This window comes from uncultured Polaribacter sp., assembly GCF_947495205.1.
GTDB lineage: Bacteria > Bacteroidota > Bacteroidia > Flavobacteriales > Flavobacteriaceae > Polaribacter.
Window position 1 is genome coordinate 200,565 of the sequence record NZ_CANLXV010000001.1, and the last position, 14,479, is coordinate 215,043.

Genomic DNA, 14,479 nt, shown 5'->3' on the forward strand with positions numbered 1-14,479 from the left:
GTTTAGTTAAACCAATTATCGTTGTTGTATAAGCTTTGTTGCGTTGATTAAGCATAAAGTTAATAAATATTTACTGATTTAAAAGTGTGCGAGAATTTTCCAAAATAAACTATAAACAGCAATAAAACTTATACGGTGTTATAAGTTTTTTTATTCTTTTATCCAAGTTTGGTTACTTTCCGCCCAAAAAAGTGTTGTTTCATTTTGAATAATAAATGTAAGGTCAAATTTTTCACCATTTTCATAAGTGAATTCTATTTTGTTCTCTTTCAGTTGGTAATTAACTCTAAAAAGAATATCACCATAAATTAGGATATTTGCTTGTGAGTTAGCAATAAATTCGATGTAATCAGTACAATTTAATTCAAAATTTCCTCCATTATCACAATTTGGATATTCATATAAATATCTACCATTTATCTCAATAAATTGAGAATCATCTTTTGAACAGGAGATTAAAATACCAATAAACATTAATAATATTATTATTTTTTTCATAGTTTTTTCTAATTATGGTTCAAATTACCTACAACTTGGTAAATAAATCTACTACCAAGTATTGCCCTTAACACTTATAGCTGCTTTTAAAACATCTTTTTGACTTAATTGCCCTATCAGTTTACCGTTTTCTACCACAGGAAAACGTCTTCTGCGCGAAGAAATAAACTTAAAAGCTGCATCAAAAATATTCATGTTTTTGTCTATAGTATCTACATCTGTAACCATGTATTTACCTACAGTATTATTAATATCAGAAGGCATGTTGTAGTATTTACTTTCAGAAATGTGTTTAATGCAATCTGTTTCAGAAATAATACCAATTAATACGTTGTTATCATTTACAACTGGTCCACCAGAAATTTTATTAGCAATTAATTGAGCAATAACATGATCTAAAGAATCTGTGGCTTTAAATGTTATTAATTTTGTAGTCATATAATCTGCCACTAAAATTTGCGCCTCTTCTTTTGCTGTATTTCCTTCTCTTTTTCCCTGAAAATTCTTGATTGCCATGATAATATAATTTTTAGTTTTTCTAAAGTTAGCAAAAATTTTATTCATTTTCCTTTTTTCGGAAAGAATTTTAAGTTTCCTCCACTTATAAATTTCAAAATTTTTAAAATGAAGTGGTTTACTGCCGTAGTTACAATGTTGCTAATTTTAATAAGTAAGTATTTACTGGAATTTTTCTGACAAACAACCGCTTTTAAAAATATTACTTTAGTAGTAATTTAGAAAGATTTTGATAGGAATAGGCAACAAAAGGTTCTAATACATTACCATTACAACCTAAAAGAATAGTTTATAAATTAGAATGTATTATCAAAAACAGAAGAAATGATACCAATGCTTTTTGTGACTAATAATGTTATAATTAGTAACAAAAAAGCATTACAAATTGTTTGATAAAATTAGTTTACCTCTCCTAAAGAAAAAACAGATTTCCCGTTAGAATTCATTAATTTTTGAGCTTCAAAATTTGGCATTAAAACGGTATTTAACTCATTTAAATTCCAAATATTTGGATTTTTAAACCACTCTGCAATGTTCATTTTAATTTCAATTTCGCCATTGTTGGTAACCATTACCTGTCCAAAATCGACTTCAAAAGAAGTGTCTTCAAAAACTAAATTATCTGGATTTGATCTATCTACTGCCCTTATTGCATGATAATTAAAATTTGCTTCTTGGGCGTTGGTATCTAAATATTTACCATCAAATTGCATATAATGGTAACCACCACCTAACATAGTTGGTACATTAAAATTTACGGTATTTAAATCTTTATAGACACCATCTTGATTTTCTGCATCTAAAAAGCCAAATCTAAATTTTAAATTATAAGAACCAGGAGCTATGCCTTGTAATGTAATTAATGTACCTGTATTTTCACCAACATCTACCAAATGATAATTTCTACCATCAATAAAATTAAGATTAGAAACCACATAACGCAACCTATCTATACTTATTTTTTCTCCGTTTGCATTGGTAAATTTAAACGCATTAAAATCTTGATTGGTTACTGGAGTTCCTTCCCAATTATGGGTAAATTTAAGAGTTACAATATTATCTTCTTCGTTGTTTACACAAGCAACAAGTAATAATAGTGTAGCCGTAAAAATTAAACCTAATTTTTTCATTTTTTACTTTGTTTTTAAAATTAAAGCATCTGCAAAGCCATTATTTTTTGCAATATCAAAATCTGCACTACTGCTCTCTCCTACGGCAATAATAGTTTTGTTTTGCAATTCTGTAATGCCATATAAAAAATCTATTTTAGAACCGCCAACAGTGTTTTGCCAAATTAAATTACCAAAATTATCAATTTTTAAAAGTAACGCATCATTTTGCCCATTATTTGTAAAATTATTGTCTAAACTTCTAGAGCTACCAGCAATTAAAAAATTATTGTCTTGCGTTCTAAAAACGGCTCTAGCAACATCAAAACTACTGCCACCAAAAGTTTTTTGCCAAATTATACTGCCGTCTGTGGCTATTTTTAGAGCCCAAATATCTGCGCCACCATTATTTTTGGTAACGTCTTTATCTGAGCTTCTTGTATCACCAACTATTAAAAAATTACCATCATTTGTGGTTGTAATGGCTCTTGCTTCTTCTATTGCTGAACCACCAAAAGATTTTTGCCAAATTAGTTTACCTATATTGGAGATTTTAATAATCCAAAAATCATAACCACCTTTATTGTTGGTAATATTAAAATCTTCGCTATCTGAAGAACCTGCAATTATAAATTCGTTTTCTGGCGTTTCTACAATTCCCAATGGTGTATCTGTAAAAGAACCACCAAAAAATTTACTCCATTTTAAGTTACCAAAATTATCTGTTTTTATTACCCAATAATCTCCTCCTGCATGCGCTGTTGCTGTAGTTTTTGCCTCTCCTTGTCCGTTAGATGCAGATACATCTAAAACTCCTGTAATTAAAAAACCATTATCTTTTGTTTCTATAAAACTGGTACCTAAATCTGCACCTAAAAACCCAAAAGATTTTTCCCAAAGTAAGCTTCCGCTAGCGCTTATTTTAATAAACCAAAAATCATTGGCACCATTGTTTTCAGAAACCTCTAAATCTGTACTTGTTGTGTGTCCTAAAATGGCATAATTACCATCTTTAGTTTGTAATACACTTGTTGCGATATCATCTTTAGAACCACCAAAATTTTGTTGCCATTCTAAAACGTTATCCGAAGAAAATTTTAATACTAAAAAATTAAAAGAATCATCTGTTTTATTACTAATATCTAGTGAATTGCTTTGTGTATAACCTACTGTAATATAACCACCATCTTTAGTTTTACAAACTGCATTTAAAACATCATTTTTAACACCTCCAAAAGTGGTTACACTAATTTCTTTTTGATTTTCTAACGGATTTTCATCAAAAATAATTGAAGGCTCTGTAGCACAACTTACTAAAAAAAAGACATAAAAAACAAAGCGGAAAATTTTCAAAATTTAGTTAAGATTTACTTTTTCTTATAACAAATAACCCACGATTTATGTCGCTAACAATTATATTACCACTTGGTAAAAATGGGTACACATTCCATGCGCCATTAAAATCTGTGCTGTTATTTTCTGGATACGTATCAAAAAAACCAACTTCTTTAATTTCTTTATTTTCAATATTTGAAATATCAATAATTCTAACGCCAGCTGTATAACTTGCTTGGTAAAATAAGTTCCCTTTTACATAACCATTATGGTCTATTGCTAAAGTTGGTCCAAAATAATCGAAATGAAATTTAGGATTGTCTAGATCTTTAAAATCAAAAATAATGGTTCTTGTATTGCCTCCAAAATCTTTTTCATCTAACTCATCACCTAATAAAAAATAATTAAAATCTTCTGTAAACCAACCTTGGTGTGTGTACCCTATATTTGGGTAAGTAATTGTTGCTATTTCTAAAGGATTTGCTTTATCTGTAACGTCCACAATTATTACTTCTGTTTCATTACTACTTATTAAAATTTCTTTACCCACATAATCTGTATCTGGGCCATTATACGTTACAACTTGCGCATCATGAGAATAATCTAAAAAACCACCTTCTGCAACAGGTTTAAAAACGTCTTGAATATTAATAAATAAAGGGCCACCTTTAAAGGTTCCTTCTCTACTAGTGCCAACAGGATATGCGTAACCTTTACTTTGGTTGATAACAATATTATGAGCACTACCAAATTCTGTAAAAGCAGCGTCTTCTGCAAATTGCACTGGAGGATTTACAACCTCTCTTAGCCTATTTAAATTAAAAATTTGCATGCCATGGTCTGCAGCCTCACTTACAATATAGGCTACATTATTATAAATTTTTACATCTCTCCAAAGACTGTTTTCTGTTCTAGTTTCTAAAAAACCAACAATAGTTACCGTTTCAGGATTTGTAATATCTATAAAAGAAACACCTTTATTTGTGCACATTAAAGCATATTCTTTTTGGGTTACTTGGTCTACCCAACCCCAAGAATCGTTACCAGAAGTGTTTTCTCCAGCCATTTCTTCTAAAGTAACATGCGCCAACAAATCATAATCTTTACAAGGATAATTTCCTGCAAAACCATTTACACATCTATCAATAGGATTTATAATTAATTGTGTTTCTTGTTGTACAACATCTTCTTTAGTACAACCTAAAGCCACTAAAAGCAATAAAACAAGTATTTTTTTCATGATTTTGTATTTAAAAAACAAAGTGTTAGGTAGTAATATAAAGTTTGTTGCATTGATTTCTTGTAAAGTTAATAAATATTTACTGATTTAAAAATGTGAGAGAATTTTACAAAATAAGCAATTCATAGCAAAAAAAATTATGTGCTTTTGCCATTTCGTTGTTTTTCATTCTTAAGAATTTAAATCTTAATTCTGGGTTTTTATTCTTCTAAATGTTCTTTCAGTTCTTCTTTTAACCTATAATATGTTTTCAATTTACGGGTTATAATTTCTTTTTCAGATAAAGGACTTTTCATTGAAGTGGGACTGTCAAAATTATCGGATATTATTTCTATTGAGATTTTATCCTTTTCTTTTAATTTATTTTGAAACCAACGCGCCCTTTCTTTAGTATCAGAATTTAAACCCGAAATGGAGATATTTAATTCTTCAGATTCGTCATTTTTTCGTCTAATTGAATCTAAGATACAAGTTAATACTGAATTATTATTTTCAAATCCCGCTCGACAGATTTTTTCATCATTAATACTAATCTGAAACCCAAATATTTTTTTCATTTTTTTAGATTATGATTGCGTTCCATAAATAAAAGACAACATCCTAATAATAAAAACGCAATTTTAGCAATTTAGTATGTTACACAAAGTTGTTCTTCAAAAATAACCCTATTAAAGTAAATTATTTGCACATCTGTGTTAAAGTAATTCTGTATTCGTTTTTATTGTAATTATCTTTGCAAGATGTTAGCAGATAAAAATCCACAAAAAACGTCGTTGGCTGAACTTGGTGAGTTTGGTTTAATTAAACATATTACACAATATTTTAAATTGAATAATACTACCTCTATAAAAGGTGTTGGTGATGATGCCGCTGTTTTAGATGCTTCTAAAAAACAAACCTTGGTAACTACAGATTTGTTAATAGAAGGTGTACATTTTGATTTGAGTTATATGCCATTAAAGCATTTGGGATACAAAGCTGTTATGGTAAATCTTTCTGATGTGTATGCCATGAATGGCGAAGCAGAACAAATTACAGTTTCTATTGCGGTTTCTAACCGTTTTCCTTTAGAGGCTATTGAAGAGTTGTATGCTGGAATTCAGCTAGCTTGTGATACTTATAAAATTGATTTGGTTGGTGGAGATACTACCTCTTCTACCAAAGGAATTTTAATTTCTGTAACTGCAATTGGTAAGGCAAACGCAGCAGATATTGTTTATAGAAATACAGCAAAAGAAACCGATTTAATTGTGGTTTCTGGAGATTTAGGCGCCGCTTATTTAGGTTTACAAGTTTTAGAACGAGAAAAACAGGTTTTTAAAGTAGACCCTAACAATCAGCCAGATTTAGACAATTATACCTATTTAATTGAACGCCAATTAAAACCAGAAGCGCGTAAAGATGTTGCTGGTTTGTTAAAAGAATTAAAGGTAAAACCTACCAGTATGATTGATATTTCTGATGGCTTGTCTTCTGAGTTATTTCACATTTGCACGCAAAGTAAAGTAGGTTGTAAAATTTATGAAGATAAATTGCCTTTAGATCCTCAAGTAATTTCTACTTGCGAAGAATTTGAATTGGATTCTACCATGGTAGCTTTAAGTGGTGGCGAAGATTACGAATTGTTATTTACAGTACCAATTGGAGATTTTGATGCCATTAAAAACAACCCAAATTTTTCTATTGTTGGACATATTACTGCAGAAAATCAAGGTTTGCAATTAATTACAAGAGCCGGCCAAGAAATGGAGTTAAAAGCACAAGGTTGGAATTCGATGAAAGAATAATAGTTTTAAAGTAATTTTATTTAAAGTTGAATTTACAGTCTCTAAAAATACTATTATTGCATAATATCTAAAAGCTCAACTGTTTTCCATTCTGGATTATAATCAATAAATTCTTTAAACATTGCTATATGGCTGGCTCCAGATATAATTAATATTCTATCGTCCTTATCTTCTATTGCTTTTTGTATAATAGCATACATGTATAAATTTCTTCTGTACCATTCTGATGTCAAATAAGCTCCCACAAAATTATCTTTTTCTCCACCTTGGTTTGCAAGATTTACGTACCAATTAATATCTTCTTTTCTTCTTTTAGCGTTATTGTAATAACACAGAATTTCTAATAGTGTTTTGTTTGATGAAAATAATTCATTTTCTGATCTCTCAATTTTATCCAACTCCAAACTATCTTTTCTTAACAACTCAAATTGTTTTGCTTTTTCCATTTGTTTGAATAAACTATCTGCGGGAAAATTTGTTCTCAAATCATACCCATATATTTTTTTATGTTGTAAACTTTTAGCAACTCTAAAACCTATTTGATAATTTTCATTTCTTTTCACTTTACTATAATTAGTTGCAGTAAAGTTACTGTACAGAGAGTCTAGCTTTTTTTGTTTACTAAATGGATATTCTATAAATATTTTATCAGGATTAAAATTACTTATTTTATCGGTAATTGATTTTAATTCTTTTTGGTTTCTATCTGTTAAGACATCATTTACATTTACTTTAACAAGATCTGCATTTCTATTTGAATTAAAATTTTCAAAATGATACGTCCCAAAAAGTAATACTTTTAATTTTGCGTTTTCTTTTACCTTTTTATTTTTTAAACTAGTTTCTTTTTGATAACATGAAAAAAGAGATAGGAAGCATATAATTTTAATGGTATTTTTCATCTGTTTGTAATTTTTCAACTAACTAAAAGACAATAACTTGCTAAATATATAATCATTCCGTTGTGTGTCTAAAATTTAGTCATGAATGTTTCATTTTATAAATATAGGTTAATTACTCCTTCTCTGCTCATCATCATTACCAAAACCTCTGTTTTTAACCTTTACTTTTTTGTTACCAAAATCATAAGAAAGTGCTATTCTAAAGTTTCTAGAACTTGCATTTTGAAAGTAACTTTGATCTATACCACTTACTGTAGAATTGTAATCTCTTAAACTACCTGTGTTTAAAACATCATTAAATTGCATGGATAATTTTAGGTTGTTTTTGAAATTGTGCTGCATTCCAAATGATAAATGGAACATTTCTCCAACACTAAATAAACCATCATTATGAAAAGAACTATACCAAGCATTGGCTTGTAATTTTGTGTTTTCATTTAATGAAAACGTATGGTTAGATTCTGCATAAAATTGAATTCCGTTATTAATTTCTGCGTCAATATTTTTGGTAAGTTCTGTAATGTGCACCAATGCTCTTACATCGTTCTGACTTTTCCACCAAGAAAAAAAGCGGTATGAAAAACTTTCTTGCAATTGGTACGTGTACTTTTTAAAATAATTTTCTCTTGTTACAATTTGATCTTGATTTGCAACATCTGTATTAAAAAATACACCAAAACCATCTGAAGTTATGTTTAGTGAAACATTGGTGTTCCACATATTTTTATACAAATGTGAGATCTCAAAATTATCTGAAAAAGAAGGTTGTAAAAACGGATTACCAACACTGTAACTGTTATCATTAATATAAAAACGAAATGGATTTAAATCTCTAAAATTGGGTCTATTAATTCTTTTTCCATAAGAAAAATTAAAGTTATTGTTTTCATTTTTTGCATAAGATAAATACAAAGTAGGAAAAAACTTACTGTAATTATTTTTGTTTTCCTGATTCATATCTGCACTTATTCCTGTGGTTTTAGTGTCTTCAAAACGCAACCCAAATTGCATGGTTAATTTGTTGTTTAAATTTGTATTTCCAGAAAAATAAGCCGCCAAAACATTTTCTTCATATTTAAAATCTGTAGATTGATTTGGGTCTAAAATTGATGCACCAGAAAGCGTATCAAAAAACAAAACACCACTATTTGTATTGGTAAAACTTGCTTTAACACCGTAAGAAAGATTTACTTTTTCTAGAGGTAAATCCATATCTAATTGCGTACTAAAATTTTCTATTTTTTGATTCGAAATATTTAAAGCAGATGAACTTATGCCTTGAGAATTCCCAGAAACATCAAATTGTTCCGTATTAAAATCTAAATTTCTATCTGAAGTAAATGTAAAATAATCGGTATCAAAAGAAATTTGTTTTCCTAAAGAATCTAGTTTTGAAATGATGTGTAAATTAACAGAATGGTTGTTGTTATCAACATCATTTTTTGCCTTGTTTACCAAATTTTTTTCTAAAGTATTGTTGGTATCAAAAATAGCTGAGGTTGTTGTAGCATCTATTCCTGGTTTTGTTTTATTTCCTAAATACTGAATGCCAAAAGTGGTGTTATTAGAAATAGCATAATCAAACAAAAAACGTCCAGAAATTTGGTCACTTTGCTGTTTACCATCAATATCAATATTCCACGTATTAGTAGGATATGCTATTACTAAACCTTCTAAATTTTCAAAATCTCCTAAACTTGCATTTACACTTGCAGAAATAGAAACTTTATTTTTATTGTAGAAAAAATTGTTATTTAAGTTGGTGAAATTGTATTTATTTTGATTGTAAGCAACAGTTGTTGCGTTTTTCCAAGAATTTTGTGCGCCTTTCTTTAAAATAATATTGATTAAACCTCCATTTCCTGATGCATCATATTTTGCAGGCGGATTTGTAATAACTTCAACCTTTACAATATCACTTGCAGATAATCCACTTAAAAACGCCACTAACTCATCTCCAGCCAATGGAGATAATCTTCCATTAATTAGTATTTGGGTTGCACCTCTTCCTAAAATAGATAAAGTGTTGTTTTGTAATTGCACGCCTGGAGTTACTCTTAAAACATCAACTCCATTTCCGCCAGTTGCAGCAATACTTTTTTCAACATTAAAAACCAAACGATCTATTTTTCTTTCAATAATTCTTTTTTCTGTTTTTACAACAATCTCTTTTAAAGCTTGTGCATTTTCTTCTAGAAAAATTGTTCCTAAATTGATATTTTTAGATAGTATAATTGTTTTCGAGAAAGTTTTATATCCTAAATAACTAATCTCTAAAGTATAATTGCCAGATTTTGCATTTAACGCAAAGCTGCCTTCATCTGTTGTTGTAGTTCCTGCAATTGTTTTGTTATTAGCATCTTTTAAGATTGCATTTGCAAACGGAATAACGTTTATTTTGTCGGTTACTTTTCCTGTAATTGTTTGTGAAAATAATGATGTAGAAAAAAGTAAAATTATAAGTAGTTTAATGGTTTTCATTTTTATTTTGTTTTAATGATTTCAAGTATGTTGTAGAATAATTCTTGTCTTAATTTGTGATTTCTTTGGTTTAGAAAAAGGACAATTCCCCAATTGTGTTCTCTATCATAAGCCATTATAGAGGATTGCCCCAGTAGATCTCCTGTTTTAAGAAAAACAGTATTTTTTTCGTCTTTTAAGATGTTTAAACCTAATCCCAATTGCCTTCCACCTTTATTATACTGTGTTTCTTCACATAATAAAGCAGCTTTACCTAAAGTGTTATTTTCATTTAAAACAGCTTTTAAATAGGTTGTCATATCTAAAGTGTTCGATTTTACCAAACCTGCAGAACCTGTAATATTCCAATTAAAAAGTTCTTGTGTTCCTCCATTAGCATTATAACCTTGCACAGTATTATCAACCCTAAATTCTGTTGAAAATGTTCTTGTTAATTTTAATGGACTTGTTAATTTTTCCTTCAGTAATTCTGGATATGTTTTGTTGTAAACCGTTTCTAAAATTTGCCCTAATAAAACATAACCAATTGTAGAATATCTGTAGTTTCCATAATCTATCAGCGCTGAACAATTGTTTATGATTTCTGATAATGTTTGTTGATTTACAGCGTCTATTGGTTGTTGAGAATTTGCATTGATTAATGCTCTAAAATCAATATCTGGCAAACCAGATTGATGAGAAGCCAAATCAGAAATTTTAATTTTTTGTTGCAATTTTTTATGCAACTGATATGCTTTTGGCAAATAAGCATCAATAAAATCGTTAGTGTTTAACTTACCTTCCAGCGCTGCATTTGCAATTAAATTTGATGTTAAGATTTTAGTTATCGAAGCAATTTCAAAAAGCGACCTTTTATCAACCTTAATGGTGTTTTCTCTATTTAAATTTCCATAAGAAGTATAAAATTCAGTATCGTTTTTTATAAAACCAACGCTAAAACTAATATTCGAATTTTTAGCATGTGCGTCTTTTAGTATTGAATCTATTTTTCTGTAAACATCTTGACTAAAAGAAAAATTAGCCATTAATAATAAAGTAATAAACAGTTGTAAAGTTTTCATTGTTGTATTCATCGTATTTGTTTTTTTGTTGATGATACAAATGTGCGAATGAAAAGAAGTTTGTGCGACCGAAAACACAAAGTCGAACCATTTTCTATAAAAGAAATCGGTTCGACTTTGTTTTACAAACGTTCGACTTTACGTTAAGTAATTGATTTTAAGCGGTTTTTCTAAACTGAGTTGGTGTTAAGCCTGTATGTTTTTTAAAAGCAGTATTAAAAGAAGATTTAGAATTAAAACCAACTTCGTACAAAATTTCTAGTACTGTAAACTCTTTTTTTGCAGGATTTTTTAGCATTTCTTTTGCTTCTTCAATTCTGTATTCATTCACAAAATCGAAAAAATGTTGATTTAAATTTTGATTGATTAAAACAGATAAGTCTCTAGGATTCATTTGAATTTCTTCTGCCAAATTTCTAATAGATAAAGACGGATTTAAATATGGTTTGTGAGCTACCATAAATGTAGAAAGTTGGTTAATTTCTTCTTGATTTTCACCTTGATTTTGTTGCTGATCTAAATTTTTGATTAATTCTATTTTAGAATTTACACCCTTAAATAAATTAGGATATTTTAGAATTTTTAGCACATACCAGCAAACAAAATATAAAGTAACACCACTTAAAATAATTTCTGAAATTTGAAAATAATCGCTATCTCCAAAATATTTAAATAAATTTTTAATTAAAGCAAGACTATATAAAACTCCAATAAAAAGCAACAATTGAAACAACCAATTGTAAGTTGCTATAGTGCCACTAGAATAATTTTCTACAAATATTTTCTTGGCTCTTTTTAAAACAATAAATCCTATAATTAGGTAAATAACAAATTGAATATGCAAAGAAAAATGTTGATAAATAATTTCAAAGTGTTCATTATAATTTTCATAAAGTGCTAGTTTTTCTGACGAGTTACTTAAATAAAATCTGGGCAACATCACTAGATTTCCTGCAATATAAGGTAGCATATGCCATAAATGTTTCCATTTTAATTTAAAATCTGAATAACAAACAGAAAGAATGTATAGGTAAAAAACGGGCATTAACAAATGCGATAGTTGGCTTTTAAAAATTAAAATATTACTTGTTATATCTATAAATAAAGACCAAGACGTAAATTCAAAAGCACTTAATGTTAAATAAGCAGCAAAAATTTTATTGCTGAATTTATTAGTAGATTCAACAGAGAAAATAAAAAATGCTAAAAGCAACGATATTGATGAAGAAATAATTCCTATTAAGTCTGATGCTTCTAAATTCTCCATCTTATTTGTTTTTTCTAAACTGAGTTGGTGTTAAACCTGTGTACTTTTTAAAAGCAGTATTAAAAGAAGATTTAGAATTAAAACCAACTTCGTACAAAATTTCAAGAACTGTAAACTCTTTTTTTGCGGGGTTTTTTAATATTGATTTTGCCTCTTCAATTCTATATCCATTTACAAAATCAAAAAAATGCTGATTTAAATTTTGATTGATTAAAACAGACAATTCTCTTGGGTTCATTTTAATTTCTTCTGCTAAATTTCTAAGCGTTAAAGACGGATTTAAATACGGTTTGTGCGCTGCCATAAATGTAGAAAGTTGTTCAATTTCTTTCTTATTTTGCTTCTTATTAGGTTTTTGAACAAAATCTGTAGTTAATTTTATTTTAGAATTTACACCACTAAATAATTGAGGGTATTTTAATGCTTTTAAAACATACCAACACACAAAAATTAATACAGAAATTACAATTACGTTATGAGATATTTCAAAAAAAGCTGGTGTTCCAAAAAATTTTAATCCGTTTTTTACAATAGCAAAACCATAAAGAACAGCCGTAAACAATATCAATTGAAATAACCAATTATAAGTTGCTATAGTATTACTAGAATAGTTTTCTTTAAAAATCTTTTTTGCTCTTTTTAAAACAATAAAACAAGCTGTTAAATAAATTATAGATTGAAGGTGCAGTGCTGTATGCGCAAAATAAGATTCGAATAATGAATTGAAGTTATTAAACAAGTCTTTTTTTTGTGCCAATGATCCTAAATAAAATCTTGGAAACATTACCAAATTACCGATAAGGTAAGGTATTATATGCCATAAGTGTTTCCACTGTAATTTAAAATCTGAATAACAAACCGATAAAATATAAAGGAACAAAACCGGCATTTGTAGGTAAGAAAATTCTCTTGAAGCTACTAAGAAATTATTAGGTTCATTAAATAAAAGAGACGTGTAAAAGCCAGTAAACTCAATAGCATTAAGCAGTAAAAAAGTTGCAAAAAGCTTGTTGCTAATTTTATTGTTAGATACTACAGAAAACACAAAAAATGCGAGTAATACCAGTATAAAAGTAATTACAATACCTATAATGTTCGTAAACGTTACATGCTCCATTTTTTAATTACAAAAATTGTTTTCTATATTCTGTTGGTGTTGTACCTGTATGTTTTTTAAAAGCAGTGTTAAAAGACGATTTAGAATTAAAACCAACTTGGTACAAAACTTCTAAAATAGTAATTTCTTTTTTTGCAGCATTTTTTAAAATCGCTTTCGCATCTTCAATTCTATAAACATTTACAAAATCAAAAAAATGTTGCTTCAGGTTTTGATTAATTAAAATCGATAAATCTCTTGAACTTAAATTTAAATTTTCTGCTAAAATTCTAATGGTTAAAGCCGGGTTTAAGTATGGTTTTTCAGCCATCATATATTTTTTCAAAGCTGTAATTTGCTGGTTAATTTCAATATCTTCTTTACTAGATTTTATTTCTTGAGACGTTTTCAAATCAACATCAATTCCTTTAAATAATTTAGGAGAATTTACCGCTTTTAAGAATAGCCAACAAATAAGAAATACCCCAAAAAGTAAGATTATAGTTCTTAATGTGTTTGTGTTTTCTAAATTGAAATTAATGCGAGAATAGTTTTTTACCCAAGTTAAGACTTGTCCAACAAACAATAAAATAACCAATTGTTTCAACCAATTGTAGTTTTCAAAAGCAGCTTTATCTGTAAAATTTTCTAACAACAATTTTCTATATCTTGTAATGTAATATACTTCTGCAATCAAATAACTTAGTGATAAAAAATCTCCAAAATAATCCAAAAACTGAATCTCAATATTTTGGTTATAACTTTTTAAAAAGGTAATTTTTGCTTCATCATCTACCAAAAAGAAATTGGGAGTTAAAACAGAAATGGTAATTACCCAAGGTAATAAATGAACAAGATGTTTACCTTTTAATTTAAAGTTTGAATAAATAATTGATAATATGTATAAAAATAAAAGCGGATTTTTAAAAGCAGAGACACTATTTCTTAGCATTTCTATACTTAATGGTAATTCTATAATTGTAGTGTAAAAAAATGCACTAATATCAATTGCAGTAACCGTTAAAAAAGTTGCTAATAATTGATTAGAAAGTTTTTTTTCTGCTTTAACAAACAACAAAAATCCAGCAAATAGCAAAAATAAAACAACAATAAGAACCGCTAAAAAAGGGATGATTGCCTCAAAATTCATAACCTCGAAGATACTTAAAAAAATGAATTGCTACTTT

General features: G+C 28.3%; 13 protein-coding genes. 1 reads left to right on the forward strand and 12 read right to left on the reverse strand.

Annotated elements, in window-relative coordinates; translation table 11 throughout:
• Positions 1-150: 150 nt before the first annotated feature.
• From Q0762_RS00920 to Q0762_RS00945, 6 genes are all read right to left on the reverse strand, one after another.
• A complete protein-coding gene (locus tag Q0762_RS00920) occupies positions 151-498 on the reverse strand; it encodes a hypothetical protein (protein ID WP_298762696.1) in 348 nt (115 codons plus the stop codon).
• A gap of 51 nt (positions 499-549) precedes the next feature.
• Complete coding sequence (locus Q0762_RS00925; protein WP_298762697.1) at positions 550-1,014, reverse strand: CBS domain-containing protein; 465 nt, start codon at positions 1,012-1,014, stop codon at positions 550-552.
• A gap of 398 nt (positions 1,015-1,412) precedes the next feature.
• Positions 1,413-2,144, reverse strand: a complete 732-nt coding sequence (locus tag Q0762_RS00930) for an MbnP family protein (protein WP_298762698.1) — start codon at positions 2,142-2,144, stop codon at positions 1,413-1,415.
• 3 nt (positions 2,145-2,147) lie between these two features.
• Positions 2,148-3,476: a hypothetical protein gene (locus tag Q0762_RS00935; RefSeq protein WP_298762701.1), complete on the reverse strand. Its 1,329-nt coding sequence runs from the start codon at positions 3,474-3,476 to the stop codon at positions 2,148-2,150.
• 7 nt (positions 3,477-3,483) lie between these two features.
• On the reverse strand, positions 3,484-4,698 hold the full coding sequence (locus tag Q0762_RS00940; RefSeq protein WP_298762702.1) for a choice-of-anchor B family protein: 1,215 nt from the start codon (positions 4,696-4,698) through the stop codon (positions 3,484-3,486).
• Between the two features lie 200 nt (positions 4,699-4,898).
• On the reverse strand, positions 4,899-5,255 hold the full coding sequence (locus tag Q0762_RS00945) for a hypothetical protein (protein ID WP_298762705.1): 357 nt from the start codon (positions 5,253-5,255) through the stop codon (positions 4,899-4,901).
• Positions 5,256-5,438: 183 nt separating this feature from the next.
• Here Q0762_RS00945 and thiL point away from each other — a divergent pair, with 183 nt between their 5' ends.
• Positions 5,439-6,485 (forward strand): thiamine-phosphate kinase, encoded by a 1,047-nt coding sequence (thiL, locus tag Q0762_RS00950; RefSeq protein WP_298762708.1) that lies wholly within the window; start codon positions 5,439-5,441, stop codon positions 6,483-6,485.
• A 53-nt stretch (positions 6,486-6,538) separates the two neighbouring features.
• Here the strand turns inward: thiL and Q0762_RS00955 are convergent, their stop codons facing one another.
• The 6 genes from Q0762_RS00955 to Q0762_RS00980 form a co-directional block, all read right to left on the reverse strand.
• Positions 6,539-7,387, reverse strand: coding sequence for a DUF5694 domain-containing protein (locus tag Q0762_RS00955; protein ID WP_298762711.1), 849 nt, complete (start codon positions 7,385-7,387; stop codon positions 6,539-6,541).
• Between the two features lie 108 nt (positions 7,388-7,495).
• Entirely contained in the window at positions 7,496-9,868 is a 2,373-nt protein-coding gene (locus Q0762_RS00960) for a TonB-dependent receptor (RefSeq protein WP_298762713.1), read from the reverse strand.
• Between the two features lie 2 nt (positions 9,869-9,870).
• Entirely contained in the window at positions 9,871-10,929 is a 1,059-nt protein-coding gene (locus tag Q0762_RS00965; protein WP_298762715.1) for a serine hydrolase, read from the reverse strand.
• A 157-nt stretch (positions 10,930-11,086) separates the two neighbouring features.
• Positions 11,087-12,196, reverse strand: a complete 1,110-nt coding sequence (locus Q0762_RS00970; RefSeq protein WP_298762717.1) for an AraC family transcriptional regulator — start codon at positions 12,194-12,196, stop codon at positions 11,087-11,089.
• 1 nt (position 12,197) lies between these two features.
• Positions 12,198-13,313, reverse strand: coding sequence for an AraC family transcriptional regulator (locus Q0762_RS00975; RefSeq protein ID WP_298762719.1), 1,116 nt, complete (start codon positions 13,311-13,313; stop codon positions 12,198-12,200).
• Positions 13,314-13,320: 7 nt separating this feature from the next.
• Positions 13,321-14,442 carry an AraC family transcriptional regulator gene (locus tag Q0762_RS00980; protein WP_298762721.1) on the reverse strand — a complete coding sequence of 374 codons (1,122 nt, stop codon included), beginning with the start codon at positions 14,440-14,442 and terminating at the stop codon, positions 13,321-13,323.
• Positions 14,443-14,479: the final 37 nt, after the last annotated feature.